The following is a 26,374-nucleotide window of genomic DNA, read 5'->3' on the forward strand; positions in this document are numbered from 1 at the left end:
CCATATGTACAGGCAGACCGGGGGTCTCATTTTCAAGGCGAATTTGCTGGCAGGTGTTACCGCGGCGGGTTTGGCAGCCCCATGGCCGGCGCTGGCGCAGGAACCAACGACGCTGAAGCCCGTCGTTATCCAGGGCGGCCAGGGCGGTGTGGCCGCCTCAGAGACAGCGGCGACCGGCCCCGTCGACGGATATGTGGCGAAGGATACGTCCACAGGCTCAAAGTCCGACACGCCGATCAATGAGATTCCGCAGTCCGTTTCGGTGATCAGAACGCAGGAGATGGATGATCGCGGCGTCGTCAACAAGGTCGACGAGGCGCTGCTCTATACGCCGGGCGTGACCGCGCAGCCCTTCGGCAACGACGCCGACACCGACTGGTTCTACATTCGTGGTTTCAACGCCACCCAGACCGGGGTCTTCCTCGATAATCTGACGCTCTTCAGCTACGGCTTCGGCGGCTTCCAGATCGATCCCTTCATGCTGGAGCGCGTCGAAGTGCTGAAGGGACCGGCTTCGGTGCTCTATGGCGGCGCCAATCCGGGCGGCATCGTCAATCTCGTGCGCAAGCGCCCGCTCGATGAGCCGCTGTTCTATACGGACATCGGCATCAACAGTAACGGCAACGCGTTTACCGGCATCGACTTCTCCGATCGCGTCGGCTCCAGCGACACCATGACCTACCGCCTGACCGGCAAGGTCGCCGGCGGCGACAACTATTCCGACTTCTCCAAAGACTTCCGCGGTTTCATCATGCCGCAGATCACCGTGTCGCCGGACGAATCCACCAGCTTCACCGCATGGGGTTATATCGGCGGCCTCGATCAGGTGCACACGGGCAACGGCTTCTTCCCCTATGTCGGAACGGTCGTGGACGCGCCGTTTGGCAAGATCAAGCGCGATGCGTTCTATGGCGAGCCGAGCATCGATGACGGAAGTTATGTCCAGAAGATGGTCGGCTACGAATTCGAGCACGAGTTCGAGAACGGAATCACCTTCTCGCAGAACTTCCGTTATGGCCACCTCGACAAGCACGAGGTCGGTCCGTATCTCAACGGCTGGGTGGGCGGAGAGCCGACTGGTCCGGACTATGAACTGGCGCGCATCGGCTTCGAGGGCCGTTCCAAGGTCGATACATTCGCGATCGATAACCGCCTCAACGGCGAGGCGGAGTTTGCCGGCACGACCCATGACCTGATGGCCGGTCTCGACTACAAGTATTACCGCTTGGACAACTGGCAGGCTTGCTGCGGCTCAAATCCGATCAGCGCGACGGACCCGATCTATGGGACGCCGCAGGGTCCCAATTTCGTCTATGCAGACAACGTCGTGACGCAGAAGCAGATCGGTCTTTATGCGCAGGACCAGATCCACTTCGGCGATGGCTGGCTGGTCACGCTGAACGGCCGCTACGATCATGTCGATACCGAATCCGACGCGGTGATTGGCACCAGCTACGATTCGAACGATAGTGCGCTCAGCGGCCGTGCCGGCCTTGCCTATGAATTTGCAAATGGCGTGACGCCTTATGTCAGCGTCGCGAGCTTCTTCAATCCGCTGATCGGAACGGGCGTTTCCGGTCCGCTCGTGCCCGAGGACGGCTATCAGGTCGAGGGTGGCGTGAAGTATGAGCCGACCTTTGTCGACGGCGTGTTCACTGCTTCCGTCTTCCACATCACCAAGCGCAACAACACGGTGACGAACCCGGTGACCTTTGCCCAGAGCCAGCTTGGCGAAGTGGAATCCCGCGGCGCCGAGCTGGAGGGCAAGGTAAATCTGAACGAGAACTGGAGGCTCCTCGGCTCCTTTGCCTATACGGACCTCGAGGTGACCGAGAACGAGCAGGACCCGACGCTCATCGGCAAGTCGCCATACATCGTCCCGAGGACGACGGCCGCGCTGTGGCTCGACTACACCGTCACCACCACCGCTTGGGAGGGCGTCAGCTTCGGCGCAGGCGTGCGCTATCAGGGCTGGTCCTGGGCAGACGAAGCCAACACGGCGAAGGTGCCTACCGCCACCGTCTTCGACGCCGCCATCCGCTACGAAAGGGACAACTGGGAGGCCGCCCTCAACGTCACGAACGTCTTCGATAAGGACTATGTCGAAGGCTGCGGCGGCCTGACAGTTTGCGGCTATGGCGATGCCCGCACGGCAATCTTCAGGCTCAGCAAGAAATGGTAAGTTGACAATCGCAGTATAGTTTAGCAGGTAACGCCTGCCCGGAATGACGCGTCTCCGGGCAGGCTTTGAATTTATTCCCGGAGTTTCATGCATGTCCGAGTCCTTTCTGACCATGGCAGATGTCGCCTATGCCGCAGGAACGAGGCCGATTCTCACCGGCATCGACCTTCAGCTGGAAAGTGGCCGCATCTACGGGCTCGTCGGACCAAATGGCTCAGGCAAGAGCACGCTCATGAAGCTGCTGGCGCGGCAGACGGTACCCACATCCGGCACGCTTGCCATGGAGGGCCGGCCGGCGGCTACCTGGGGCGGGCGGGCATTTGCGCGCAACATTGCCTACATGCCGCAATTCACGCCAGCGACCGACGGCATGACCGTGCGCGAACTTGTCTCCCTCGGCCGGTTTCCATGGCATGGCACGCTCGGCCGCTTTACTGCGGCAGACCGCTCGATGGTCGAGGAAGCCATGGCATCGACCGATCTCGCCGATTTCGCCGACCGCACGGTCGCCAGCATGTCTGGAGGGGAGCGCCAGCGCGCATGGATTGCGATGATGCTCGCCCAGAATGCGCGTTGCCTGCTTCTCGACGAACCGACTTCGGCGCTCGATCTCGCTCATCAGGCGGCGATACTCTCGCTCGTCCAGTCGCTCAGCCATGAACGTGGGCTGACCGTCGTCATCGTGCTGCACGATATCAACCTGGCGTCACGCTACTGCGACGAGATCATCGCGCTTAACCGCGGCAGGATCATCGCCCGGGGCGCGCCGGCAAGCATCATGCAGGCGCAGATGCTGGAGTCGATTTTCGGCATCGGCATGGGCGTCTTTTCACATCCGGCTCGAAACGAGCCGGTCAGCTATCTGCTCTAGGACCATGGCCATCATCACCCGCAGGACATTTCTCGCATATGCGGCAGCATGGATTGCTGCGCCGGGTATGGTGCGTGCGCAGCCGGCGCTGCGCGTCGCGACGCTCGATTGGGCGCTGTTGGAAACGCTGCTGGCGATCGGCGCAAATGTCGTCGCGGGGACCGAGCTCAGGCAATTCAGGCAGGTGGCGGTGACGCCGGAGGTGCCTGCATCGGTCGCCGATCTCGGCTTGCGCGGTACGCCCAATTTCGAAGTGCTGCGCTTCGCTCAGCCTGATCTCATCTTCAACTCGAATTTCTACGCCTGGGCCGACGGCCGGATGAGCCCGATCGCGCCCGTCGAGACCCACACCATCTATGCACCGGGCGGCAATCCCTATGTGCTGGCCGAGCAGTCGACGCTGGCCATCGGCGAGCGGCTGCAGCTGCCGGCCGCAAGACGGCTGACGGAAGGCCTCGCAGCGCGCCTGGAGCGGTACCGCTCGGTCTTCGTCGCCGGCGACAGCCGACCGGTGCTCCCCATCAATCTCGGCGACGCGCGTCACTATCGCGTCTTCGGCTCCGACAGCATGTTCGGGGAGGTGCTGAAACGCGTGGGGCTGAAGAACGCCTGGCAGGGCGCGACAAGCTATTCGGCGATGGCGCCTGTCGGCATCGAGACGCTTGCGAGCATGCCCGATGCCTGGATCGTGCTGATTCCGCCGCATCCGGAGGATGCGCTTGCAACGTTAAAGGCGAGTGCCTTCTGGAACGCTCTGCCGGCGGTGCGCGAGGGCCGGGTACTGACGCTTGGCTCGATCAATCCGTACGGCGCGCTGCCGGCGGCCGGGCGCTTTGCCGATCTTCTTGCGGAGGGCCTGACCCATGCACGGAACGGCTAGTCCGGTGCTGCGCTCGCCGCCGTTGCGCCTGCCTGTCGCCGGTGTAAGCCTGCTCGCAGTCCTCTGCGGTAGCGCCTTTGCACTGCTCCTGTGGCTAAGGCCGCAGCTCCCTGCGAATGCGCAGGACGCGTCACTTCTGAACGCCGTTCTGCTCTGGGACAGCATGATGCCGCGCGCGGTGCTTGCCCTGATCGTCGGCGCCAGCCTGGGCCTCTCCGGCGCATTGTTGCAAAGGGTGCTGCGCAATCCGATCGCCGATGCGTCGACCCTTGGCATCGCTTCCGGTGCGCAACTCGCGATGACGGCGATGATGAGCTTCTCGCCACTCCTCCTCGGTCTTCCACGAGAGCTGGTTGCCTTCGGCGGCGGGCTTGCGGCGGTCGGGATCGTACTTTGCCTCAGCTGGAGACGCTGCCTCGATCCGGTCACGGTCGCGCTCTCGGGCATGATCATCACCCTGATTGCCGCTGCACTCAGCGTGACCATCATCCTGGCGCGGGGCGAATACGCCATGTCCATCTACATCTGGGGTGCGGGTTCGCTCAGCCAGCAGGATTGGAACGGCGTGCTGACACTTGCGCCGCGGCTCTTGCTCGGCGTTGCTGCAACCATGATGCTGCTTCGGCCGCTGCGGGTCCTCGCGCTTGACGATACCAGTGCCAAAAGCCTCGGCCTCGCGCTCCATGCAACACGCTTTGCCGTCCTGTCGCTTGCGGTCTGGCTTTCGGCGTCGGTCACCACGCTGGTCGGTGTCGTGGGTTTCCTCGGCCTTGCCGCGCCGGTCGTCGCGCGTCTTGGTGGAGCGCGGACGACAGGGCAGGTCATGCTGGTGGCGCCACTCGTCGGTGCTGGTCTTCTCTTTTTCACCGATTGCATCGTCCAGCTTCTCGGTCCCGGTTTCTCGGATCTTGCGCCGACGGGCGCGGCGACGGCGCTCCTCGGCGGGCCGTTGATCCTGTTCCTGCTGCCGCGGGTTCATTCCTTCTCCGCGATCACGGCCAAGCCGGTTGCCGCCTTCAAAAGGATTGCAAGGCCTGGCTTCCCGTTCGCTGCTCTCGCAGTGGCGGTCGGTGCGCTGTTTATCGTCGTGCTGGCGGTCGGACCTGGCGATGACGGCTGGCACATTGCGACCGGGCAGCTCTTCTCGGATCTCTTGCCCTTCCGGCTGCCACGCTCCGTTGCCGCTGCGGGAGCCGGTGCGATGCTGGCAGCCGCCGGCTTCATCATGCAGCGCGTCACGGGAAATCCGATCGCGAGCCCTGAAGTGCTCGGCGTCAGCACTGGCGGCGGGGCAGGGCTTACCATTGCGCTGTTCCTATTCGGTTTTCCCTCGCCCGTTGTTATGCTGCTCAGCATGGCGATCGGCGCACTTGGCTCCTTCCTCCTGATGGTCGCGATTGCCGCGCGGGCGCAATTCGCGCCGGAACGCCTGCTGCTCGCCGGGATCGCCATCGGCGCCTTCTCCATGGCGATCATCACCATGGTGCTCGCGCAGGGCGACATGCGCGGCTACATCCTCCTGACATGGCTTTCGGGTTCGACGAACCGCGCGGGCGCCTTCGAAGCCTGGACGGCTGTGATCTCGCTGATCGTGCTTACAGCTCCCTTGCCATTCCTCAGCCGTTGGCTCGCCATTCTTCCGCTTGGGGACAATGCGGGCCGTTCCCTCGGCCTTTCGCTGAAGGCGAGCCGGCTGCTACTTGCGGTGATCGCCGCCTTCATGACGGCAATCGCCTCGTTCCTCGTCGGCCCGCTAAGCCTGACAGGGTTGATCGCGCCCCATCTCGCGCGGCTCCTGGGCTTCCAGACGCCTGGGCGGCAGCTGGCGGCGAGCCTGCTTCTCGGCGCCGGCGTACTGATCGCCGCCGATTTCTTATCGCGCGTCGTCATCTATCCCTACCAGATCCCGGTGGGATTGTTCGCAGCGCTGATCGGCGGGCCTTACCTGATCTGGCTGCTCACAAAGAAAGAGGCCCGTAATGATGGCTGAAAGCTTCAGGACATCCGGCATCGCAACGCCCGTCGATCCACGAAGGATGCTGGACGAGGTCTGCAAGCATTTTGTCGAGCATAGCCAGGTCAGCCGAAATGGCGACGCGGCAAGGCTGGAAAGCGAGATCGGCACGGCGGACATCAACATCGTCGGCAACAGCCTCTCAATCCGGCTTTCCTGCCCGACGGCGCAAATGTTGAACGCCGTCCAGAACGTGATTGCCGAACATCTCTTCATGTTTGCCGGCGAGGAGCCATTCGACCTCAGCTGGTCGGACCCTCCGCCCACCTCGCGCCTGCCTGATTTCCACGAGATCGAAGTTGTAGGCGCGCGCAACATCACGCCTCACATGCGCCGCGTGACGGTTGCCTGTGCCAGCCCCGTGAGCTTCCTCGATGGTGGTTTGCATGTGCGGCTGCTGATCCCGCCCACGGGTCGTGTTCCCGTATGGCCGCGCAGGCGCCCGGATGGCCGCATCGAGTGGCCGAAGGGCGACGACGAGCTTGCCGTTCGCATCTACACGATCCGCAACGTCGATGTTGGGGCGGGCACCATGGATATCGACTTCGTCCTGCATGAAGGCGAAGGCATGCCCGGTGCCAGCTGGGCGGCCAACGCCAAACCCGGCGATCGCGCCGGCCTGCTCGGTCCGGGTGGCGGCGGAGTGCCAAAGGCAAGCGACCTGATCCTTGCCGGCGACGAGACCGCGCTGCCGGCAATCTCGCGCATCGCCGCCGAGGTCCCCGCCGGCACGCGCCTGAAGCTTTTCATTGAGGTCGACAATCCTTCCGAAGAGCAGCCGTTGCCTTCCGCCGGCCACCTCGACCTCACCTGGCTATATCGCAATGGTGCAGCAGCCGGGACCACGCGCATGATCGAAAAGGCGGTCAGGCTTGCGGTTTCGACCTGCAGTTCGGAAACCTTCGTCTGGGTCGGCTGCGAACGAGCAGAAGCCAAAGCCATCCGCGACTACCTCAAGAACGGCCTTCACCGCGACAGGCAACTGATGAGCATCGGCGCCTATTGGGAGCGGTGACGGCCGCCCTTCGCCGCGGTATTCCACAAAAATTATAGAATATTATCTCCAGCTTTGGGTGCCTGCGGGCAGAGTTTTTCAGTGCACTGCAACATAAGAGACGCCCGTACTTCGTCTCGCGCGCCTCCTTTTGCGATTATCCGTCCGCTCCGAGGCTCGGTCCTCCATAAATAGACGGGACAAATACAATGAAGAACACGAAAACCAGTTCGCTCCGCCTTTCGCGCCGCGCCACGCTTGCCGCGCTCGCCGTGTCGGCCGCGTCCGTGCTCGCCTTTTCGGCGCCGGCGCCTTCCTTTGCCGAAGACAAGTCGATCAAGGTCGGCATCATGAGCGGCGAGGACGAGGACGTATGGCGGGTCGTTGCGGCCGCAGCGGCCAAGAAGGGCCTTACGATCGAGACGATCACCTTCAACGACTATACCCAGCCGAACGAGGCGCTGGAGCGTGGCGAAATCGACGCAAACGCCTTCCAGCACAAGCCCTACCTCGACAACCAGGTCAACACCCACGGCTACCACATCGTGCCGGTGGGCTACACCGGCGTCTGGCCGATCGGCCTCTACACCAAGAAGTTCAAGCAGGTTTCCGAACTGCCGGAAGGCGCCGTGATCGGCGTGCCGAACGATCCTTCGAACGAGGGCCGCGCTCTGCGCGTGCTGCAGAACGAAGGCGTCATCAAGCTCAAGGATGGCACCGGCATCCTGGCGACGATCGCCGACGTCACCGAGAATCCGAAGAAGGTCGAAATCAAGGAACTTGATGCCGGTATCGTCGGCCGTTCGATCGAGGATCTCGACGCTGCCGTCGTCAATACGGACTGGGCGCTGAAGAGCGGCCTCACGCCTGATAATCGCATCGCGCAGGAGCCGATCGCGGACAATCCCTACCGCAACTTCATTGCCGTCAAGCAGGGCAACGAAAACGAGGAATGGGTCAAGACCCTCGTTTCCGCCTATCAGAACGATACGGTCAAGGCGGAGTTCGACAAGGTCTACAAGGGTACGGGCCTCAGCGCCTATTGAGGCTTTCGCCTCATTGGTTCCTCGCGCGACGAGGAACAGCCTCCCATTGCAACCCGGGCGGCCCAGGCAATTCCTGCCGGGCCGCTTCGGCATTGAAAAGGAACGATGATGAATTCACTTGTCTCCGCCTCGCAAATCGAGGCGCCGACAGAGGCGGTCGAAGAGGTCGTGCGGCTCACCGGGGTGACGCGCCACTTCGCACAGACCGCAGCGCTGGACGGTGTTTCGCTCAGCATCCACAGGGGTGAAGTTCTCGGTCTCATCGGCCGCAGCGGCGCCGGAAAGTCGACGCTTATCCGTTGCCTCAATGGTCTCGAGCGTGTCGATGCAGGCGAAATCCATGTCCAGGGAACCAGGATAACGGATCTCACCGAGAGGGAGCTTCAGCCCCTGCGCCGGCGCATCGGCATGATCTTCCAGCATTTCAACCTTCTGTCTGCCAAGACGGTGGAGGAGAACGTGGCGCTGCCGCTGAAGATCGCGGGTGTGGCGCGTGCGGAGCGCCTGAAGCGGGCAGCGGAACTCCTCGATCTCGTCGGTCTTTCCGACAAGGCCAAGGCCTTCCCCGCCTCGCTGTCAGGCGGCCAGAAGCAGCGCGTCGGCATTGCCCGCGCCCTTGCCGCACGGCCCGTGCTTCTGCTCTCGGACGAGGCGACATCCGCGCTCGATCCGGAGACCACGCGTTCCATTCTTACCCTGCTCAAGGACATCAATCGCAAGCTCGGGCTGACGATCCTGCTCATCACGCACGAGATGGAGGTGGTGCGCGACATCGCCGACCGCGTTGCCGTCATCGATGCAGGTCGGATCGTCGAGGAGGGGCAGGTCTGGTCGGTGTTTGCCGATCCGCAGACGGATATCACCAGGAGCCTGCTTGGAGGCATCCGGCCGCAGCTGCCGGCCCAGATAGCAGCTCGGCTGTCTCCGACCGCTGGTGCCGAGGCGATACTCAGCGTCGATCTCGCCGGTCCGGCGGCGCAGGGCGCACTCTTCGCTGATCTGTCAGCCGCGCTGCCGCATTCCTTCCGCCTCGTTCATGGCGGGATAGACCACATCCAGGGCCAACCGGTGGCACGCTTCTTCATCGCTGTCCCGACACGCGACGCCACGCTTTCAGGCAAGGTGCAGCAATTTCTGACGGCCCGGTCCGCACGGGTAGAGGTACTTGGCTATGACACCGATCATGCTTGAGCTTTTCGTTCGCTCCCTTTGGGAGACGATCCTGATGACGGGGGCTTCCGGCCTGATCTCGCTGGTCGCCGGCCTGCCGCTTGGGCTCGCCCTGGTCGTCACCGCGCGCGGCGGCATCGCCGAGAACCCGTGGATCAACCGCGTGCTCGGAGCGGTCATCAACGGCTTCCGCTCGGTGCCCTTCATTATCCTGCTGGTCGCGCTCATTCCGGTGACGCGTCTCATCGTCGGCACGGCGCTCGGCACCTGGGCCGCAATCGTGCCTCTCGCCATTGCCGCGACGCCCTACTACGCGCGGATCGCGGAAGTCTCGCTGCGCGAGGTCGATCGCGGCCTGATCGATGCCGTACGCGCAATGGGCGGGAATCGCTGGACGATCATCAGAGAGGTGCTGGTTCCGGAAGCGCTTCCGGGCATCGTCGCGGGGTTCACCGTGACGCTGGTTACTCTCATCGGTGCCTCGGCCATGGCCGGCGCCATCGGTGCGGGTGGGCTCGGCGATCTTGCGATCCGCTACGGCTACCAGCGTTTCGAGACGAACGTGATGATTGCGGTCGTAATCGTCCTGATCGTTCTCGTCTGCGGCATCCAATGGCTCGGCGACCGGCTTGTTGCCAGGCTCGATCGGCGCTAGCGGGTAACACGGAGCCGCAGGAACAATCCTGCGGCTCCGAAAACAATCAGCCGCCAACCTTGTCCACGAAAGCCTTCACCCAGGCGACGTCGTCGCCCGAGACCGTGTCGACGAGGCCGTTGCGGATTGCGGAGTCAAGCACATCGCTCCAGTCCAGGCCCGCGGCCGCCGCCTTTGCCATGGCGGCGGGATGATAGGCGTGGCAACGGATCGCTATGCCGGCTGCATGAATTCGCTCGGCATCAACAGGGTCGAAGACCGAAAGGTCGATGCAGAGTTCGTCGAGATCCGCTGAACGCGCGACGGCCACCGGATCGCCATAGCGTTCATGGGCGATGCCGCCCGTCTTGATGTCCGGAATGGCAGCCTTCACCGCCTTCAGGCTCACATGATCGAAGGAGATCATCATCACGCGTTCGCGGTCGGCGGGATCGGAAAGCGCGTCCTTCAGGGCGGCGATATAGCCGTCGAGATTGAGCTTTTCCTTGATCTCGATCTCGAAGCCGAGATCGAGTTCTCGTGCCGCCTTGAGTGCCTGCCGAAGCGTCGGGATGTGTTCGCCGGCAAAGTCCGTGCCGAACCACGAGCCGGCATCGAGCGAGGCGATTTCGGCGGCGGTCAGATCCTTCACGGCACCCGAACCGCTGGACGTGCGATCGACGAAGAGATCGTGAAGGACGACGATCTCGTTGTCCTTCGTCAGGACGGTATCGATCTCGCAGGTCGTCCCGCCGAGGTCACGCGCGGCCTTGAACGCGGCGATGGTGTTTTCCGGTGCGCCGACGCTGTGGCCGCGATGACCGCAGATGTGGATGTGGCCGGCCGGTCCGGCGAAAAAGCTGAAAGTCATGAAAAGCTCCCTGAAGTTAGAGTTTGCCGAGGCCCGCAGCCATGACATCGTCCTTCATGAGCCTTTCGGCGACGAGGAAGAGGACGAGCATGGGGACGAGCAGGAGGAAGGTGACGACGGCTGCCGTCGGAAGGACCAGCACCTCACCGCCGAGATAGCTCCAGAGCCGTACGGCCAGTGTCTGCACCTTCGGCGCACCGACCATGAAGCTCTTCTCGAACTCCTCGAAGGAGGCGATGAAGTTGAGGAGCCCGCCTGCAAGAAAGCCGGGCCAGGCAAGCGGCAAAGCAATGCGCATGACGGCAGTCCGAGGGGTAGCGCCGAGCGTGCGGGCCGCGAGGATCAGCTCTTCCGGAATGCCCTCGAGGGTCGCTGCAAGGATGCGGATCATCAGCGGCAGGGTGCCGACGGTCTGGACAAGGACGACGCCGAGAACGGTGCCGGAAAGGCCGAGGCTGAAGAAGAGCTCGCCCAGGCCGACCGCGATCACGATGCCCGGCACGATCATCGGCGCCAGGATGAAGACCTCGATCGCCCTCTTCAGCCTGAATGGAAAGCGTGCCAGCGCCCAGGCCGTCGGGAAGGCGAGGACGCAGGTCAGGACGGTGACCAAGACCGAAACGACAAGACTGAGCATCAGCGAAGGCAGGATCTCCCGATCAGCCAGCACCTCCTTCCAGGCAGAAAGAGACAGCGAACGCGGCAGGATGTCCGGCGGGAACCAGCCGACGGCAGGGTCGTAGAACGCCCAAAGCGAGATGACGATGAGAGGCAGGAACAGTGTCAAGACGAGGTAGCCGTAGAGGCCGGTGCCGACCCAGAATTGTGAACGGCGCGCATGCGTCGAAGCCATGCTCAACCCTCCCGCCCGGAGCGCGCCCGCGAGCTGCTCTTATTCATGGAGCCGAGGACGGCGTAGTAGAGCAGCAGCACGATGATCGCGACGATGCTGAGCAGCGTTCCCATCGCGTAGACCAGCGGCCAATTGCCGTTCTGGAAGCCCTCCGTGTACATCTGGACGCTGAGCGGCAGCGGGTAGGTGGGGCCGACCAGATTGGGAATGACGAAGGAGCCGATAGAGCTGATGAAGGTCAGCAGCACGGCCGCGGTGATGCCGGGCTGGGCGAGCGGCAGCTGCACCCGCCACAGGATGACGAGGCGATTGGCGCCAAGCGTGCGTGCCGCGGCGAGCACGTCCTTGTTGATCGAGGCCATGGCGCCGGCGATGATGAGCGTCATGAAGGGGATGTTCTTCCAGGACGAGGCGATGATCGCGCCGATGCCCCAGCTGTCGCGCACGAGCTTCGGCAGGGTGATGCCGAGCGGCGCAAGAACGCGCGCCACCATGCCGCCGCGATCCAGCATGATCAGAACGAGGAACGCCGCGATGATGCCGGGCACGACGAGCGGTATGCGATAGAGAGCGCCGAATAGTTTCCGGCTGGTCTCGTTCGCCTGCATGAGTGCTGCAAGCGGCAGGCTGATCAAGAGGCTGAGCACGGTCGGGGCTATCGCCAGCCAGAGCGAGAACCGCAGGCCGTCGAGGTATACGGGGGTCGTCAGCAGCGTATGCCAGACTTCGAGCGTGAATAGCGGCGCATTCTCGCCGGGACTGACGAAGCTGCCCGCCAGGACCCGCACAAGCGGCAGTCCGAAGAAGAGGAGCAGGTAGCCGACGCCGGGCAGGAGGCAAAGCGCCAGGGCGAGGGTTTGTGCGCGCGCCGTGTGGTTCATACGGGCACCCGCTCGGCTGGTCGGAAGGTCTTCAACAGGTGCACGGCGGGGGGAGGGGTGAGCTTCACCTGCTGCCCGGCTTCCAGCACGCCATTCTGGCCGCCGGTGCTGAGAACGCGCAGCGTGTGGCCGGCGGCGCGAACCTGGTAGTGAATTGCCGCGCCCATGAAGACCGCGTGCTCGATGACGCCGTCGAACTCGCCGTCGGCAGCCTCGATGCCGATATCCTCGGGCCGGATCGCGATACCCTCGGCATCCTTCTCGCCGGGATTTTCCACCTGCCGGACGGCGCCCCAGGGCAGGCGGCACTGGTTGCCTGACAGGTCGCCGCCGATGACGTTGGTCATGCCCAGGAACTCCGCGGTGAAGCGGTAGGTAGGCCGGCGGTAGAGGTCGATCGGCGTGCCGCGCTCGACGATCTCGCCATCCTTCATCACCACGATCTCATCCGCGAGTGCCATGGCCTCCGACTGGTCGTGCGTGACATAGACGGAGGTGATGCCGAGCTTCTTCTGCAGGATGCGCAGGTCCTCGCGCAGCGTGTCGCGCAGCTTGGCGTCGAGATTGGAAAGCGGCTCGTCGAACAGCAACACGTCAGGCTCGATGACCACGGCGCGGGCGAGCGCCACGCGCTGCTGCTGGCCGCCCGAGAGCTGGCGCGGCAATCGCTTGCCGAGATGGGCAAGTCCGACGAGATCGAGGGCCGCCGCCACGCGGCGCGCGATCTCGGCCTTCTTGATACCCCGCATCTCCAGGCCGAAGGCAACGTTCTTTTCCACGCTCATATGCGGGAAGAGCGCGTAGGTCTGGAAGACCATGCCGAAATTGCGCCTCTCCGGTGCGACGTCCTCGATACGACGGCCGGCAAGCCAGATTTCTCCGGCGGTCGGGTCGGAAATGCCGGCGATCATGCGCAGCAGCGTGGTCTTGCCGCAGCCCGAGGGACCGAGCAGCGTTACCAGGCGGCCGGCAGGGATTTCGAGGTCGAGGCTCTTGAGGGCCTGCACGCCGTCGAAATGCTTGGCGAGGCGGCGGATGGAAAGCGACGTATTCATGAACGGACACCGTGAAGTCAGGGATGGCACCGCTTGGGCGACGCCATCCCCGGGTCAGTGGAGGAGGTCAGTTGGTGCGAAGCAGGTTGGCAGTCGCGTAGGCGCCGAGCACAGTGTTCAGCACCGCCGGCATGTTCTGCAGCCTGCGCGTCGCGAACTGGTCCGTCGGGATGAGGCGAGCCACTTCCTCCGGCGTGAAGCTTGCAGCCGGATCGATATCCGTCCGGGCCGAGCGCGAGCCGTTGATCTTCAGCTTCTCGAGCTGGGCGTCATGCGAGACGAGGAAGTCGAGGAGGAGGAGACCTGCCGCAGGATGCTCGCCGCCAACCGGCAGGAAGGCGCCATCGCCACCCCCCACCTGGCCGCTCTTCAGGAGCTCCAGGCGCACGGTCGGCGGCAGGAGACCGCGACCGACGAAATCGTACGTCATGTCTTCCCAGACGGTGCCGATGGAGCCGGCGCCGTTGCCGATGAGCGTCAGCGTGTCGGAGTTGCCCTTGGTGAGCTCGACGACCGGAAGCAGTTGCTTGTAGTAGTCCCAGACTGGCGTCATGCAGTCGCTTGCCGCGAATGCCTTGGCCTGTTCCTCGGTGATGGAATAGTCGGTGAGCGTCGCGCGGCACGCGTCACCCGTGACCTTGGCGAAGGTGATCGACTGCAGAAAGCCGCTGCCGGAGCCGCCGCCCGTCGGCGAGGTGACGATGAATTTGCCGGGATTGGCCTGTGCCCATGCAAGCAACGAGTCGAGATCGTCAGGCGCCTTGTCCGTCGGCACGGTACGCGTGTCGTAGATGATGGCCGTCTGGTTGCGATGGAAGGGGAGGTAGGCGCCGCCGTGCTGGTAGCCGCCCGTCGACGTGGCGATTGCCGGATCAAGGGCTGCGCCGCTCGGGAGCACGCTGTTGAGGGCGATGTTGGCGACGACGCCACCCTTCATCACGGTGCCGAGGTTGCCCGAGCTGATGAAATAGGCGTCCGCAGGAGCCTTTGAGCCGGAATTGTGGGCGGCGATCAGCTGCTGGATGGCAGCCGCACCTTCGCCTCTCAGATACTCAACGCTGATGCCGTACTTCTTCTCGAATTCCGGGATCAGGTGCTCGGTGAAGAGCGGTGCGAAGGAATCCGTGAAATCGAAAAGGGTGACGCTGCCTTCCTTTTTGGCGAGCGGCACGACGACGTCGTAAAAATTGTCGGCCGAGAGCTTTGACAGATCGAATCCGGGTTCGGTATTGAACTTGTCCGACCCGACGGGCTCCGCCGCATAGGCTGCGGTGCCGAGAAGGACAGCAATGGACGCTGCAATGAAGGTTTTCATTTGTCGTCTCCGTTAGGGTTGAGGACGCGAGTTAGATCGCGGCTTCTCCGGCACTCCGCAGGTCATTTTCCCGATGAAGCGGAGTGCCGGAAAATGGTTCGGGCAGAATGCCCAGCAGTTTTCCGGCGACCGCCGGAGAGGCTGCGAAGGCGGGCGCGCCGTGGCTGAGGCCGCCGGCCGAGAAATAATCGAGGGTAACGGCGCCGGCGCAGCGCGCGATGTACAGGCCACCGACCGCATCCCAGGGGTTCATGTGCGGCTCGGCGTAGGCGTCTAGGCGGCCCGCGGCGACATGGGCGAGGCAAAGCGCTCCGGCCCCGAGCCTGCGGTACTCACCACCTGCGGCGATGATTCTTTCCGTGACCTCGGAATAAAGCGCCCTCTCGTGGCGAGGCGAAAAGCCAAGACCGATTACTGCGGAGATGAAATCGGTCTCGCCGGCGCAACGGATCGGCTTGTCTCCCAGGAAGGCATTGCCGTTCGGATCCGCCCAGAAGAGTTCGTCGAGCACAGGGTCGAGGATCCAGGCGGCGATTGGTCGACCCTGCTCCAGCAAGGCGAGCGAGACGCAGAAGTAGCCGATGTGACGGCTGAAATTCACCGTGCCGTCGATCGGATCGATAAGCCAGGTGAAACCTTCGGCACTGGCTTCGCCACCAAGTTCCTCACCGATGATCTGGTCCTCAGGAAAGGATGCGGCAATTGCTTCTCGAAGCGTCCGCTCGATGGCGAAGTCAGCCTCGGTTACGACATCGCCTTGTCCTTTGTCGCTTTTGGCGAGTTGCGCTGTGCGAAAGAAGGCGAGGGCGCTTTTACCGGCCCTTTCGACAATCGCGCGTCCTGTTGTTATGCGTGTGTCCGGCATTTGATCACTGGTCTGCTTTTGTGGTGGAACGGAGGATGATTTTCGGGGAGCAATGAACGAGCCCGTTGTCGCTGGTCCTTGTGGGATCGTGGCGGCCATCGAGCTGCTGGTGCAGGTTCACGTAGTCGACGATGCGGCTCACCATCTCGTCGAGCGGCTGCTCAAAGGTCGTCAGCTGGTAGGGTGTCCAGGAAGATGCCGGCAGGTTGTCGAAGCCGATCAGCGAGAGATCGTCGGGGATTGAGACCTTGCCGCGCAGGCCATCCATGAAGCCGAGCGCCAACGCGTCGTTGGTCGCGAAGACCGCGTCCGGGCGCGCACCGGCAGGGAGCGCGAGGAAGGCACTGGCACAATCCTTGCCGGCTTCGATCGTCATGGTCTCGTTGTGCCAAACCGTTACCGCCTCGCCCTGCGCGCGAATGGCAGCCATGAAGCCATTCGCGCGAAGCGAAGGCGCCCAGCTGTCTTGCGGGCCGCTGATGACCAGAAAGCGCCTGCGGCCCTCGGCGAGAAGCAGCGATGCGGCAGTCGCGCCGCCCCTGGTATTGTCGGTCGCGATGGAAAACGCGCCCGGATGGTTCGCCGGTCGGTTGAGGGCGGCGAAAAATCGACCACCGGAAAGGATTGCTTCGGCACGCTTCGTCTGCACGTTGCCGGCGGTGACGATCACGCCGCGCGTGCGCCAGCCGATCGATTCCTCCAGCAGCCGGTCCACCTGGTCGTCGCTTTCGGCGTAGAAAAGGAGCGGCTTGAGATGCCATTCCTGGACCGCCTTCAGGAGATGGGAGAGGACCTGCGCACGCCAGTCGAAATGGAGCCGCGTCGTGATGACCGCAACGAGTGGTGCATCGCCCGTCACCATGCTGCGCGCCAGTGCGTTCGGCTGCCAGCCGATGTCGTCGGCGACCTTGAGGATTCGCTCGCGGGTTTCAGGCGCGATGCGGCCGTGGCCGGTAAATGCCCGGCTGACCAGCGCCTGCGAGACCTTCGCCGCTTTTGCGACGTCTCGCGATGTGACTGAGCCAGGCCCTTTCGACTTGCCGTTTGTCATCGCTTCAGCCTGCCTCGCCCGGATTGACGGAAGGCACACAGTCATCGACTCTCGGGGTGGTAGTACGTATTACCATCGATGAACGATCAGTTGCGGCGGCCACGGTTCAAAGCTCTCTCTGTCTTGGAAACAGGCGACTCTTAAGCCCGGCTTGTGACAGCGGAATAACAACCGAGTCGCTTTTTGAGCAGGTCGCCACAACGGACCGCGTGCGACGGTCTCCGCCGCTAAAGGTAGGGTAGGGGAGTCAGGTGGAACAGCGGGTCAGCGGACCTGGTTCCAGCGCCTGACCACGGGCTCGGTCAGGTCGTGCTCATAGCCGAGAACGCTGATGCTCGTGGTATCGAGCACGAAATGGCTCCCGCCTTCCGGCGGCAGTCCAAGCCAACGCGCGACGAAAACCCTGAGGAAATGGGCGCTCGAGAAGATGAGCGCCGTCTCGTTCAGACCACGGAGTTCGCCGATGATGGTGTCGGCGCGTGCACCGACATCCGCGGCGGCTTCACCCCTGGGGCAACCGTCCCGGAAGAGGTCCCAGCCGGGGCGCTCGGCCAGAATCTGCTTGGTGGTCAGGCCCTCATAGGCCCCGTAGTCCCATTCGGCCAGCTCGTCTCTTACCACCCTTGCAGACCCGAAGCCGGCGAGCTCCGAGGTCGTTTTGGCGCGAAGGGACGGGCTCGACCAGACGACCGAAAACTGCCGATCCGGCAGGCGGCCAGCCACCCCGCGGGCAGCGGTTTCGCCCGCCGTGGTTAGCGGAATGTCCGTCCGGCCGGTATGCCGTCCGGACGAACTCCATTCCGTCTCTCCATGCCGAACAAGATAGATTTCTGGAAATGCAGTGCTCATCACGAGGCCTTTCGATTCCCTTCACCTATCGTTCGCATTCCGCGGCCATGCCTAGGCGGCGGTTTCTTCCCTGACGTCGTCGAGAAGAAAGTGCACGACGACATAATTGGTCGTGTAGTGCCGGCCGCTGTCGGCAACATTCTCCACGTTGCCGCCATCCGCCGGATGCCAGGGATGATAGTGAGGGTTCGTGGCGATCAACGTGATCGCCTTGCCGGCAAAGGCGCCGTCGCTAAGGCGAAAGCGCATCTCTGCAAGGGGCCAGATCTGCTCGTACCGTTCCATGGGAATGCGGACCTTGAGCGCCTTCCTTGATATCGGGGCGCCGTCTTCGGTATTCACCGCCTCCAGCATGACGACCTCAGCGCCGTCGAGAATGGAATTGAATTCCTCCGGCCACATTCTTTTCATGAAATCGCTCCTCCCAAGCCATTTTGACTGTTCGCCAGTTAAATCTAGCGTTTCCCGGCGGAAGAGCAAATCGCAAAAACGGCATCTGTGCCGCGCCGAGATCCCGCCTGATAATTTCAGGCGGGCGGGATCAGATCGGCAAGATAGGTGTTCTCGGCTCGCGACCGCGCAAATTCGTCGGGCCGGATAATGGCGGAAAGCAGCATTTCGCCCTCGGCGGGCGCCTTGGCGAGCAACGTCCCATCGGGCGCCACTATGCGCGACAGGCCGGCATAGGTGAACGCCTCGTCGGCACCGCAATGATTGACATAGGCTACGAAGACCTGGTTTTCGAAGGCACGCACCTGGATCATCTTGTCGGCGATGAAGCTGCCGGACCAGCCCTCCGGCAGGGCGGTCGGGACGACGACAAGATCGGCGCCGGCCTGCGCCAGCCGGCGGACGTTTTCGGGGAATTCGACATCGTAGCAGATGAGGACGCCGATGGTGACGCCGCCGACGTTTGCAAGCACGGAGGCGGGTGGCTCCGGCTTGAACCAGGCGCGCTCATAGGTGCCGTAGAGATGGGATTTGCGATAGATGTTGCGCAGGCTCTTGCCGTCGGTAACGAGAGCACTGTTGTAGACGGTATCGCCTGCGCGCTCCGGAAAGCCCGTGACGATTGCGAGGCCCGTCTCGCGTGCGATCCGGCCGATCGCCTCGGCGACTTGGCCGTCAGGAGGCGTGGCAAGATCACGAAACGCCTCGCCGGCGCCGTAGCCCGTTACCGCCAGTTCCGGCGCGACCAGCAGGTCGGCGCCATTGGCGGCCGCTTCGCGGGCGGCGCGGGCGATGCGGGAAATGTTGGCCTCCACATTGCCGGTGACGGCCTGCATCTGCAGGGCTGCAAGGTGCATGTCACATCTCCTACTTGTCGGCGGGCGACATTGCGCCCAGAAGCTTCGGAAGATCGCCGAAGCGGGCGACGAGACCGAAGATGAGCGCTGCCACCGCCACGAACAGGATCGTCACCGAGGCCATGGTCGGCGTGTAGCCATAGCGCAGCGCGTTGAAGATCTTGATCGGCAGCGTTTCCATCGTGAAGCCGACCGTCATGTAGGCGACGATATACTCGTTGAGCGACAGCACGAAGGCGAAGGCATAGCCGGAAACGAGATAGGGCAGTATTAGCGGCAGTACCACCGTGCGGAAGATCGTCCGGTCGTCGGCCCCGAGCGTCGCGGCCGCTTCCACGAAGGACCGGTCGATCGCGGAAAAGCCAAGCGAGATGGTGACGAGCGGCAGGGTGACGAAGAAGATCGCATGGCTGATGACGGCCGTCCACGGTTGGCCGTAGAAGCCGGTTGTCGCCCAGAAGGTCAAGAGGCCGAGCGCGGTGATGACCGGCGGCAGCGTGAAAGGCGCGATGCCGAGAATCTGGAAGATGCTCGCCCAGGGTGCGACCCGCCGCCAGAGGAACCAGGCAAGCGGCAGGGCGATGAGCAGGGCCAGCGCCGCAGAGAAGGCGGCAAGCGTCAGAGAGGCCAGCAGCGCATTGCGCCATTCGGGGTTGGCGAAGATCTCCCCGTACCAGGAGAGTGAAAAGCCCTGGGGCGGAAAGGCGAGCGTCTGGCGGGCGTTCACCGAGACGCCAGCGACCACGATTAGTGGAAGCGCGAGGAAGAGCCCGATGAGAGTGAAATAGAGACGCTGGAGCAGGGTGGTCATGCGGCTTCCCCCTTGCGTCCGGCATAGACGGTGAGGCCTACGAGGCCAAGCGTTACCAGCACGAGGAACACCGCCATCGCGGCTGCGAAAGGCATGTTCGACTGGTAGATCGCCTGATCGGTGATCAGCACCGAGAGCGTCCAGTTCTGAGGCCGGCCGAGAATCTGCGGCAGAAGATAGGAGCCGAGCGCGAAGATGAAGACCATGATCAGCGTTGCGATGATCGTGTTGCGCAGTGCCGGCACGACGACGGTGAAAAAGGCGCGCACCGGGGAGGCGCCCAGCGTGCGGGCCGCTTCCGTCAGCGTCGGATCGAGCCGCACGAGGGCGGGATAGAGCACGAGAACGGTATAGGGCAGGGCCTGGTAGACCATGGCGGTCAGTACTGCGCCGAAGCTCGGATTGAGCGCGACCGCCTGCTTCATGAGGCCGACTGCGACGAGAAGGTTGGTGATACCGGCCGTGCGCGAGAACAGCGTCGACCAAGCAAAGCCGATGATGACCTCCGAGAGCGACAGCACGGAGAGAAGGGCAACCAGCCACAGGACCTGGGTACGCCGCGCGGCGCGGGAGAGAAGATAGGTAAAGGGGACCGCGAGCACGACGCAGCAGATGGCGACGGCAATTGCCAGAAAGAGGGAGAAGCCGAGCACCTTGCCGAAGAACAGGCTGAGGAAGCGGGCGTAATTGTCGGTGACGAAGGCGGGCTCGTAGAATCCGCCCTGCTGGCGCTGGAAAAAGGATACGGCGATCATGGTCGCGAAGGGCACCACGAAGAAGACGGTCAGCATCCCGGCCGGAAAGAACAGCGGGCCGTAATCCGCGAGCCTCTGGGGAGCCTCCCGCCTCATGACTTCAGCACCACGCAGACATCGGGGGAGAGCGTGATACCGACAGCGTGGCCGATCGCGACGTCTGGCCGGGCGCGCGGCGTCGAGACCGCGACGATCTGCTTGCCCTCGACCTCCACGAAGGTTTCGATCATGCCGCCGAGATCGCGCACGAAGACGACCCTTCCGGTGATCGGTGCCATGTCCGGGGCGGTAAGATGCACATCCTCCGGCCTGACCGATATCATGCCGCTTGCAAGACCCGCTGGTGCTGCAAGTCCCTCGATCAGCTTGCCGAGCACGGTCATTCGGCCGGCGCCGTCCACCTTGAATTCAATGAGGTTCGTCGAGCCGATGAAGTCGGCGACGAAAGTGTCGGCGGGGCGGCGGTAGATCTCGACCGGCGGGGCTGCCTGGCGGATCTCGCCGCTGTTCATGACGACGACGGTATCCGCCATCGTCATCGCCTCGCGCTGGTCGTGGGTGACGACGATTGTCGTGATGCCGAGCTTCTGCTGCAACTGGCGCAACTCCACCTGCATCGCCTCGCGCAGCTTTGCGTCGAGGGCCGAGAGCGGTTCATCGAGCAGGAAGAGCTTCGGCGAGATCGCAAGGGCGCGGGCGATCGCCACGCGTTGCCGCTGCCCTCCCGACAGCTTCGCGACCGGGCGGTCGGCAAAGCCGGGAAGGTGGATCATCGACAGAAGTTCATCGACGCGCTTCTTCTGATCCTCCTTCGGAGCACCGCGGATGCGCAGCGAATAGGCGATGTTCTCGCCGACGGTCAGATGCGGGAAGAGTGCGAGCGACTGGAAGACCATGCCGAGGTCGCGCTTGTGGGTGGGCACGCCGGTAATATCTTCACCGCCGAGGCGGATTGCACCACTCGTCGGAAGATCGAGACCGGCGATCATGCGCATCAGCGTGGTCTTGCCGCAGCCCGAGGGGCCGAGCAGGCAGACGAACGTACCATCCGGCACCGTCAATTCCACGTTCTTGACGGCCGTGAACGGACCGAATTGCTTGGTGACGTTCTGGAGTGTCAGTCCCGACATTGCTTCCCCGTTTTCTGTCCCCCTCTTTCGGAAGGCGCTTTGGGAAGGGCCGCTTCTGGCAGCCCCTCCTGTTCACAAGCCGAATGAACTCAGCCGACGATCATTTCCGTCCACTTCTGGTTCAGCCAGTCGGACTTCGTCTGATAGAGATCGTAGCGCGGGATAATCGGCGGGATGTCGGACGAAACGGCCGCGAATTCCTCCGCCGTCAGGTCGAGAAGCTCACGCTTGACCGTCGGCGAGGTGCCGACCTTGCGCGAGAGCAGCGCCTGGATCGACGGCTGGCTCATATAGTTGATGAAGGTGTGAGCCTCCTCGGTCTTCGCCGATGCGCGCGACAGCGCCCAGCAACCGGAATCCTGAATGCCGCCTTCCTTGGGGAAGGTGGAGCGGACGGGATTGCCGTCGGCTGCGGCAAGGCCCGTGACGTCGTGATAATACTGGCCCATCGGGATCTCACCAGACTTCAGTGCCTGCTCGAACTGTGCCTCGTCGCGGTACCAAAGACGAACGTTCGGCCGTAGTTCCGCGAGCTTTTCGAACGCCTTCAACTGGCCTTCTTCGGTGTCAAGGGCCTTGGTGCCGCCGAAATAGGTGGTGGCGGTCACTTCTAGCAGGAAGGAGTTGGAGACAAGGGCGAGCAAGCCGAGTTTGTCGGCGTTCGCCGGGTCCCAGAGCGCGGTCCAGGAAGTCGGAGGCTCTTTGAAGACGTCCGTGTTGGTGACGAGCGTGATGTACCACGCCACGGCGCCGATGCCGGCGATGCGGCCGTCCGGGTACTTGTTGACGAAGTGATCGATCAGGTTCGGCAGGTTCGGCAGCTTTGCCGTGTCGAGCGGTGCCCAGAGGTCGGTCGTCTGGCCCTTCAGCATGGCAACCTGCGACATCATCGAGACGTCGGCAGGGGCCTGCCCGGCCTTGGCAGCCTGTTCGAGCTGCACGAGCCAAGCTTCACCGGTCGGTTCAGCGACGGATTCGACGGCGATGCCGGTCGCCTTGGTGAAATCCGGGAAGATGTTCTTGTCGAACGAATCTTTGAAGTAGCCGCCATAAACGCCGACCTTCAGAGACTTGTCCTGCGCGCGCAGGACCGCCGGCATGGCCAGCATCGAGGCGCCCGCGAGGCCCGCGCCGAGAACGGCGCGACGGCGCAGCGGCGCGTTGAGAATTTTCTGCATGTCTTCTCTCCTTTGTTTGCCGGCTGGTGTCTTCACCATGCCGGCCTGTTCCCACATTCGTTTTGAATAGTTTACGTCAGGCCTTCGCTGCAACGGAAGGGCTGAAGACCATCAGGCTCAGAATTTCGAAGAGTACCTGAGCGCCGGCATGCGCCGTGTTGGTGGTCGCGTCATATTGCGGCGCGACTTCGACAACGTCTGCGCCGACGAGATTGATGCCCTTGAGGCCGCGGATGAGTTCCAGCACCTCGCGGCTGGTCAATCCGCCGATCTCGGGCGTGCCGGTGCCGGGCGCAAAGCTCGGATCGAGGCTGTCGATGTCGAAGGAAAGGTAGGTCGGGCCGTCGCCGACGATCGCCCTGGCCTTCTCGATGATGGCAGGCATGCCCATGCCGGTGACCTCTTCCGCGTGGATGACGGTCATGCCGGACTCGTAGGAGAACTCCCAGAGATATTCCGCGGAGCCGCGGATGCCGATCTGGATCGTGCGCGAAGGGTCGAGCACGCCGTCGAGGACCGCATTCCGGAAGGGTCCGGCGTGATGGAATTTCGTCTGGTCGAAGGCGCCGCCGGTGTCGCAATGGGCATCGATATGGATCATGCCGACGGGTTTCTTCTTGCCGACCGCCTTCAGGATCGGATGGCTGATCGAATGGTCGCCGCCAACTGCGAGCGGAATAACGCCGGCATCGACGATCTGGTTGAAGCGCCGCTCGATATCCTCGTGGCTCATTTCCAGCCGGTAGCGGCTGCGAAACGACACATCGCCGATATCGGCGACCCTGAGTTCGAAGACCGGGGCGCAGCCAAGCACCTGGTTGTATGGGCCGATCCGCTCGATGGCACGCAGCGCCCGCGGCCCGAAACGGGAGCCCGGGCGGTTGCTGACGCCGAGATCCATGGGGACGCCGGTGATGGCGACCTGCAGATTGCCGAAATCCGGTTCGTTCGCATCGACCGGCATGTAGGGAGCGGAGAGGAAGGTCGGGACGCCGGCATAGGGGGCAAGCCGGGTGCCGTTCTTCGAGAAGATCTTGTCCGCTACCTTGCGGAATGCGGGATCGAATAGCTCGCCGCCGTGGCCCTCCCCGTATTTCGCCTTCAAAGCCTGCAGCTTGCCTTCGTCGAATGCCATTATCCGCCTCTTGATGATCCATATCGGGCATGCGGGGGCTTTGACGCTGACGCGGCCTAAATTTTGGATCCCCCGGGCTTTTGCCCTTGTTTTCATCATTATCATTGCAAATGGACCGAAAAATCAATTGACAATGTTATTGAAAATGATGTGAGAAAAATTCACCACTGCCGTCGTTGGAGCCTGCCGTGTCAAACCGCCTGCCACCCCTGAACCCCCTGCGTGCCTTCGAGGCGACGGCAAGGCGTGGATCGGTCTCGGCAGCGGCGCGCGAGCTGAACGTCACCCACGGCGCCATCAGCCATCAGATCAAGGCGTTGGAGGAATCGCTGAACGCCGTGCTCTTCGAACGCGGCGGCAAGCGGCTGAAGCTGACATCCCAAGGGGCGCTTCTCCTGCCGGCGGTCACGCAGGCCTTTGGCGAAATTGCTGCCGCGACCGCGCTGATGAAGCGGCCCGCCACCAGCGGCGAGCTGACGGTTACCTGCGTGCCCGCGCTTCTTTCCTTTTGGCTGATTCCGCGGCTGAGCAGCTTCACCGAGCAATATCCTGACGTGCGCCTCACACTGATCGCCTCGAACGATACCGACCAGTTGCATTCGCCCGCGGTCGATATCTGCATACTTTATGGCGATGGCAACTGGCCTGATGTCTGGTCGCGACTGTGGAGCAATCTGCGCCTCTTTCCGATCGCTAGTCCGACGCTCGTCAACAGCCGGCCGTTGCGCTCCGTACGCGATCTCTCCGACCACGTGATCTATCATGGCGACGACGGGAGGGAGTGGAACACGTGGCTGACCGCAGCCGACGCGAAGGACCTCGTTCGCGGGCGTCAGCACTTTATGAGCGATGCGCGGCTTTCGACCGAGGCGGCGCTCCACGGGCAGGGGATCGCCTTGGGCGACACGATCACCGCGAGTAACCTCATCGCCAAGGGTGAGTTGATCGTGCCCTTTGATCTCACCGTTCCCGCCAACGATGCCTTTTATGTTGCCTGCCGGCATGAACTGCGGGCGGCACCCATCGCCAGGGTATTCATCGATTGGTTCTTTGCCTCGCTCGAGGCTGACAGCCTGCCGGAGCCGCAGACCTCGGCACGCACGCTCCTGAGGGGGCGCAATCCCCAGGCCAGCTACCAGCCGGTGTCCTCGCCGGGACGCAGATTGGCCGGACAAGCACAGAAACGAAAATCCCGGGCCTGACCCGGCAAGTCGACAGGAAATGCCCATGCCTCACTACAATCCCCTGGTCGAGAAGCTCGTACCGCCACCCATCCCTTCCGTGCTCGCGTGGTCGAAGGCTTACAAGGGAGAGAAGGGTCCGCTCATCGATCTCTCGCAGGCCGTGCCCGGCTACCCCGCCCATCCGGAAATGCTGGCGCTTCTCGGCAAGTTCGCCGCGTCGCCCGCCTATGCCGGCTACGGCCCGATCGAGGGTGAGCCGGTACTGCGTAATGTATATGCCGAGCACATCGCTGCACTTTATGGCGCGGATCTTGTCGCCGCCAATGTCCACGTCACCGCAGGCTGCAACCAGGCTTTCGCTTGTGCGGCCATGGCCGTCGCAGGTCCGGGCGATGCGGTGTTGATGACCAATCCCTACTATTTCAACCAGGAAACGACGCTTGCCATGTTTGGCGTTCGCACCCGTTTCGCTCCCTGCGAGGCTTCGAACGGCTTCCTGCCTGATATCGCCTCGCTCTCGGTGGCGATTACGCCCGATGTGCGGGCACTGGCGCTTGTATCGCCCAACAATCCCACCGGCGCCGTCTATCCGCCGGACCTGATCGGCGAGATCTTCGACCTTTGCTGGGAACGCGGCATCTGGCTCATTCTCGACGAGACCTATCGCGACTTCCTGCCCGAGGGTGCGGATCGCCCACACGACCTATTTGCGCGGGAGGGATGGGAAGACACGCTGATCGGTCTCTACAGCTTCTCGAAGTCCTTCTGCATTCCCGGCCATCGGCTCGGCGCGATCACCGCCGGTGCCGAAACGGTCGACCAGATCGCAAAGATCATGGACAACCTGCAGATATGCGCGCCTCGCGCACCGCAGGCAGCCGTCGCCAAGGCGCTTCCCGACCTTGCGGAATGGAGAGATGAAAACAGGCGTGAGATCGCCCGCCGTGCCGCAGCGCTGCGCGCGACGATGCAGCAGATACCGGATTGGCAGATCGGGGCAGTCGGGGCCTATTTCGCCTTTGTCCGCCATCCCTTCGAGGGTCGGAGCGCTTCGGAGGTCGCCGAGGCACTTGTTCGCGAAGCGGGGATCCTCTGCCTGCCCGGCAGCTATTTCGGGGAAGGCCAGGAACGCTATCTTCGGTTTGCCTTTGCGAACGCCGATGTGGCGACGATCGCCATGATCGGGCAGCGGCTCCCTGGGTTGCACATGGCCTGAGCCGGTTCGTCACCGCTCCGGCACCGCCTGCTACAATTGCAACCAGTTCAAACTCTCCGGAAATCGGCGGCTAACGCGGGCCGCTGAACTTTCACATTCATTCGGACGTCATGCGGGCATTCGGTCC

25 protein-coding genes are annotated in these 26,374 nt (G+C 63.2%); 10 read left to right on the forward strand and 15 right to left on the reverse strand.

Going from position 1 to position 26,374, the window contains the following annotated elements:
* Nucleotides 1–4: 4 nt before the first annotated feature.
* The 8 genes from EV286_RS23075 to EV286_RS23110 all read left to right on the forward strand — a co-directional run bounded on the left by EV286_RS23075 (nucleotide 5) and on the right by EV286_RS23110 (nucleotide 9,812).
* Nucleotides 5–2,182 carry a TonB-dependent siderophore receptor gene (locus tag EV286_RS23075; RefSeq protein ID WP_132959526.1) on the forward strand — a complete coding sequence of 726 codons (2,178 nt, stop codon included), beginning with the start codon at nucleotides 5–7 and terminating at the stop codon, nucleotides 2,180–2,182.
* A gap of 91 nt (nucleotides 2,183–2,273) precedes the next feature.
* Complete coding sequence (locus EV286_RS23080; protein WP_132959527.1) at nucleotides 2,274–3,053, forward strand: ATP-binding cassette domain-containing protein; 780 nt, start codon at nucleotides 2,274–2,276, stop codon at nucleotides 3,051–3,053.
* 4 nt (nucleotides 3,054–3,057) lie between these two features.
* Complete coding sequence (locus EV286_RS23085) at nucleotides 3,058–3,933, forward strand: ABC transporter substrate-binding protein (RefSeq protein ID WP_132959528.1); 876 nt, start codon at nucleotides 3,058–3,060, stop codon at nucleotides 3,931–3,933.
* Nucleotides 3,917–5,923, forward strand: a complete 2,007-nt coding sequence (gene fhuB / locus EV286_RS23090) for a Fe(3+)-hydroxamate ABC transporter permease FhuB (RefSeq protein WP_132959529.1) — start codon at nucleotides 3,917–3,919, stop codon at nucleotides 5,921–5,923. Before EV286_RS23085 ends, fhuB begins: the two co-directional genes overlap by 17 nt.
* On the forward strand, nucleotides 5,913–6,962 hold the full coding sequence (locus EV286_RS23095; protein ID WP_132959530.1) for a DUF2218 domain-containing protein: 1,050 nt from the start codon (nucleotides 5,913–5,915) through the stop codon (nucleotides 6,960–6,962). Before fhuB ends, EV286_RS23095 begins: the two co-directional genes overlap by 11 nt.
* A 188-nt stretch (nucleotides 6,963–7,150) precedes the next feature.
* The gene (locus EV286_RS23100; RefSeq protein ID WP_132959531.1) at nucleotides 7,151–7,987 is read left to right on the forward strand and encodes a MetQ/NlpA family lipoprotein; all 837 of its coding nucleotides are present in this window, start codon (nucleotides 7,151–7,153) and stop codon (nucleotides 7,985–7,987) included.
* 108 nt (nucleotides 7,988–8,095) lie between these two features.
* Nucleotides 8,096–9,178: a methionine ABC transporter ATP-binding protein gene (locus tag EV286_RS23105; protein ID WP_132959837.1), complete on the forward strand. Its 1,083-nt coding sequence runs from the start codon at nucleotides 8,096–8,098 to the stop codon at nucleotides 9,176–9,178.
* Nucleotides 9,159–9,812 carry a methionine ABC transporter permease gene (locus EV286_RS23110; protein ID WP_132959532.1) on the forward strand — a complete coding sequence of 218 codons (654 nt, stop codon included), beginning with the start codon at nucleotides 9,159–9,161 and terminating at the stop codon, nucleotides 9,810–9,812. Before EV286_RS23105 ends, EV286_RS23110 begins: the two co-directional genes overlap by 20 nt.
* Nucleotides 9,813–9,858: 46 nt before the next feature.
* Here the strand turns inward: EV286_RS23110 and EV286_RS23115 are convergent, their stop codons facing one another.
* From EV286_RS23115 to speB, 15 genes are all read right to left on the reverse strand, one after another.
* Complete coding sequence (locus tag EV286_RS23115; RefSeq protein ID WP_165932917.1) at nucleotides 9,859–10,662, reverse strand: glycerophosphodiester phosphodiesterase family protein; 804 nt, start codon at nucleotides 10,660–10,662, stop codon at nucleotides 9,859–9,861.
* A gap of 16 nt (nucleotides 10,663–10,678) precedes the next feature.
* Nucleotides 10,679–11,515 carry an ABC transporter permease gene (locus EV286_RS23120; RefSeq protein WP_207909915.1) on the reverse strand — a complete coding sequence of 279 codons (837 nt, stop codon included), beginning with the start codon at nucleotides 11,513–11,515 and terminating at the stop codon, nucleotides 10,679–10,681.
* Nucleotides 11,516–11,517: 2 nt separating this feature from the next.
* A complete protein-coding gene (locus EV286_RS23125) occupies nucleotides 11,518–12,396 on the reverse strand; it encodes an ABC transporter permease (RefSeq protein ID WP_132959534.1) in 879 nt (292 codons plus the stop codon).
* Nucleotides 12,393–13,451: an ABC transporter ATP-binding protein gene (locus EV286_RS23130; RefSeq protein ID WP_132959535.1), complete on the reverse strand. Its 1,059-nt coding sequence runs from the start codon at nucleotides 13,449–13,451 to the stop codon at nucleotides 12,393–12,395. The genes EV286_RS23125 and EV286_RS23130 overlap by 4 nt, the downstream gene beginning before the upstream one ends.
* Before the next feature lie 67 nt (nucleotides 13,452–13,518).
* Nucleotides 13,519–14,766 carry an extracellular solute-binding protein gene (locus EV286_RS23135; protein ID WP_132959536.1) on the reverse strand — a complete coding sequence of 416 codons (1,248 nt, stop codon included), beginning with the start codon at nucleotides 14,764–14,766 and terminating at the stop codon, nucleotides 13,519–13,521.
* 31 nt (nucleotides 14,767–14,797) lie between these two features.
* Complete coding sequence (locus EV286_RS23140) at nucleotides 14,798–15,631, reverse strand: inositol monophosphatase (protein ID WP_165932918.1); 834 nt, start codon at nucleotides 15,629–15,631, stop codon at nucleotides 14,798–14,800.
* 4 nt (nucleotides 15,632–15,635) lie between these two features.
* Nucleotides 15,636–16,682 (reverse strand): LacI family DNA-binding transcriptional regulator, encoded by a 1,047-nt coding sequence (locus EV286_RS23145; RefSeq protein ID WP_165932919.1) that lies wholly within the window; start codon nucleotides 16,680–16,682, stop codon nucleotides 15,636–15,638.
* Nucleotides 16,683–16,946: 264 nt separating this feature from the next.
* Entirely contained in the window at nucleotides 16,947–17,531 is a 585-nt protein-coding gene (locus EV286_RS23150; RefSeq protein ID WP_132959539.1) for a histidine phosphatase family protein, read from the reverse strand.
* Between the two features lie 51 nt (nucleotides 17,532–17,582).
* Complete coding sequence (locus EV286_RS23155) at nucleotides 17,583–17,942, reverse strand: hypothetical protein (protein ID WP_132959540.1); 360 nt, start codon at nucleotides 17,940–17,942, stop codon at nucleotides 17,583–17,585.
* Nucleotides 17,943–18,058: 116 nt separating this feature from the next.
* The gene (locus EV286_RS23160) at nucleotides 18,059–18,838 is read right to left on the reverse strand and encodes a carbon-nitrogen hydrolase family protein (RefSeq protein WP_132959541.1); all 780 of its coding nucleotides are present in this window, start codon (nucleotides 18,836–18,838) and stop codon (nucleotides 18,059–18,061) included.
* A gap of 10 nt (nucleotides 18,839–18,848) precedes the next feature.
* Nucleotides 18,849–19,649, reverse strand: a complete 801-nt coding sequence (locus EV286_RS23165; RefSeq protein WP_132959542.1) for an ABC transporter permease — start codon at nucleotides 19,647–19,649, stop codon at nucleotides 18,849–18,851.
* A complete protein-coding gene (locus tag EV286_RS23170; protein ID WP_132959543.1) occupies nucleotides 19,646–20,500 on the reverse strand; it encodes an ABC transporter permease in 855 nt (284 codons plus the stop codon). Before EV286_RS23170 ends, EV286_RS23165 begins: the two co-directional genes overlap by 4 nt.
* Nucleotides 20,497–21,534 carry an ABC transporter ATP-binding protein gene (locus tag EV286_RS23175; RefSeq protein ID WP_132959544.1) on the reverse strand — a complete coding sequence of 346 codons (1,038 nt, stop codon included), beginning with the start codon at nucleotides 21,532–21,534 and terminating at the stop codon, nucleotides 20,497–20,499. The genes EV286_RS23170 and EV286_RS23175 overlap by 4 nt, the downstream gene beginning before the upstream one ends.
* Before the next feature lie 89 nt (nucleotides 21,535–21,623).
* Complete coding sequence (locus EV286_RS23180) at nucleotides 21,624–22,712, reverse strand: ABC transporter substrate-binding protein (protein WP_132959545.1); 1,089 nt, start codon at nucleotides 22,710–22,712, stop codon at nucleotides 21,624–21,626.
* Nucleotides 22,713–22,788: 76 nt separating this feature from the next.
* Entirely contained in the window at nucleotides 22,789–23,847 is a 1,059-nt protein-coding gene (speB, locus tag EV286_RS23185; protein ID WP_132959546.1) for an agmatinase, read from the reverse strand.
* A gap of 188 nt (nucleotides 23,848–24,035) precedes the next feature.
* Between speB and EV286_RS23190 the strand changes: the two genes are divergently transcribed.
* Entirely contained in the window at nucleotides 24,036–25,049 is a 1,014-nt protein-coding gene (locus EV286_RS23190; RefSeq protein WP_132959547.1) for a LysR substrate-binding domain-containing protein, read from the forward strand.
* Between the two features lie 25 nt (nucleotides 25,050–25,074).
* Nucleotides 25,075–26,247, forward strand: coding sequence for an aminotransferase (locus tag EV286_RS23195; protein WP_132959548.1), 1,173 nt, complete (start codon nucleotides 25,075–25,077; stop codon nucleotides 26,245–26,247).
* Nucleotides 26,248–26,374 lie beyond the last annotated feature (127 nt).

The organism is Rhizobium sp. BK251, assembly GCF_004345245.1.
Lineage (GTDB): Bacteria > Pseudomonadota > Alphaproteobacteria > Rhizobiales > Rhizobiaceae > Rhizobium.

What these genes read in the sequence shown, in the direction of transcription:
- EV286_RS23075 (WP_132959526.1), top strand. Translation starts at nt 5, where the DNA reads ATGTACAGGCAGACCGGGGGTCTCATTTTCAAGGCGAATTTGCTGGCA.
- EV286_RS23080 (WP_132959527.1), top strand. Translation starts at nt 2,274, where the DNA reads ATGTCCGAGTCCTTTCTGACCATGGCAGATGTCGCCTATGCCGCAGGA.
- EV286_RS23085 (WP_132959528.1), top strand. Translation starts at nt 3,058, where the DNA reads ATGGCCATCATCACCCGCAGGACATTTCTCGCATATGCGGCAGCATGG.
- fhuB (WP_132959529.1), top strand. Translation starts at nt 3,917, where the DNA reads ATGCACGGAACGGCTAGTCCGGTGCTGCGCTCGCCGCCGTTGCGCCTG.
- EV286_RS23095 (WP_132959530.1), top strand. Translation starts at nt 5,913, where the DNA reads ATGATGGCTGAAAGCTTCAGGACATCCGGCATCGCAACGCCCGTCGAT.
- EV286_RS23100 (WP_132959531.1), top strand. Translation starts at nt 7,151, where the DNA reads ATGAAGAACACGAAAACCAGTTCGCTCCGCCTTTCGCGCCGCGCCACG.
- EV286_RS23105 (WP_132959837.1), top strand. Translation starts at nt 8,096, where the DNA reads ATGAATTCACTTGTCTCCGCCTCGCAAATCGAGGCGCCGACAGAGGCG.
- EV286_RS23110 (WP_132959532.1), top strand. Translation starts at nt 9,159, where the DNA reads ATGACACCGATCATGCTTGAGCTTTTCGTTCGCTCCCTTTGGGAGACG.
- EV286_RS23115 (WP_165932917.1), bottom strand. Translation starts at nt 10,662, where the DNA reads ATGACTTTCAGCTTTTTCGCCGGACCGGCCGGCCACATCCACATCTGC.
- EV286_RS23120 (WP_207909915.1), bottom strand. Translation starts at nt 11,515, where the DNA reads ATGGCTTCGACGCATGCGCGCCGTTCACAATTCTGGGTCGGCACCGGC.
- EV286_RS23125 (WP_132959534.1), bottom strand. Translation starts at nt 12,396, where the DNA reads ATGAACCACACGGCGCGCGCACAAACCCTCGCCCTGGCGCTTTGCCTC.
- EV286_RS23130 (WP_132959535.1), bottom strand. Translation starts at nt 13,451, where the DNA reads ATGAATACGTCGCTTTCCATCCGCCGCCTCGCCAAGCATTTCGACGGC.
- EV286_RS23135 (WP_132959536.1), bottom strand. Translation starts at nt 14,766, where the DNA reads ATGAAAACCTTCATTGCAGCGTCCATTGCTGTCCTTCTCGGCACCGCA.
- EV286_RS23140 (WP_165932918.1), bottom strand. Translation starts at nt 15,631, where the DNA reads ATGCCGGACACACGCATAACAACAGGACGCGCGATTGTCGAAAGGGCC.
- EV286_RS23145 (WP_165932919.1), bottom strand. Translation starts at nt 16,682, where the DNA reads ATGACAAACGGCAAGTCGAAAGGGCCTGGCTCAGTCACATCGCGAGAC.
- EV286_RS23150 (WP_132959539.1), bottom strand. Translation starts at nt 17,531, where the DNA reads ATGAGCACTGCATTTCCAGAAATCTATCTTGTTCGGCATGGAGAGACG.
- EV286_RS23155 (WP_132959540.1), bottom strand. Translation starts at nt 17,942, where the DNA reads ATGAAAAGAATGTGGCCGGAGGAATTCAATTCCATTCTCGACGGCGCT.
- EV286_RS23160 (WP_132959541.1), bottom strand. Translation starts at nt 18,838, where the DNA reads ATGCACCTTGCAGCCCTGCAGATGCAGGCCGTCACCGGCAATGTGGAG.
- EV286_RS23165 (WP_132959542.1), bottom strand. Translation starts at nt 19,649, where the DNA reads ATGACCACCCTGCTCCAGCGTCTCTATTTCACTCTCATCGGGCTCTTC.
- EV286_RS23170 (WP_132959543.1), bottom strand. Translation starts at nt 20,500, where the DNA reads ATGAGGCGGGAGGCTCCCCAGAGGCTCGCGGATTACGGCCCGCTGTTC.
- EV286_RS23175 (WP_132959544.1), bottom strand. Translation starts at nt 21,534, where the DNA reads ATGTCGGGACTGACACTCCAGAACGTCACCAAGCAATTCGGTCCGTTC.
- EV286_RS23180 (WP_132959545.1), bottom strand. Translation starts at nt 22,712, where the DNA reads ATGCAGAAAATTCTCAACGCGCCGCTGCGCCGTCGCGCCGTTCTCGGC.
- speB (WP_132959546.1), bottom strand. Translation starts at nt 23,847, where the DNA reads ATGGCATTCGACGAAGGCAAGCTGCAGGCTTTGAAGGCGAAATACGGG.
- EV286_RS23195 (WP_132959548.1), top strand. Translation starts at nt 25,075, where the DNA reads ATGCCTCACTACAATCCCCTGGTCGAGAAGCTCGTACCGCCACCCATC.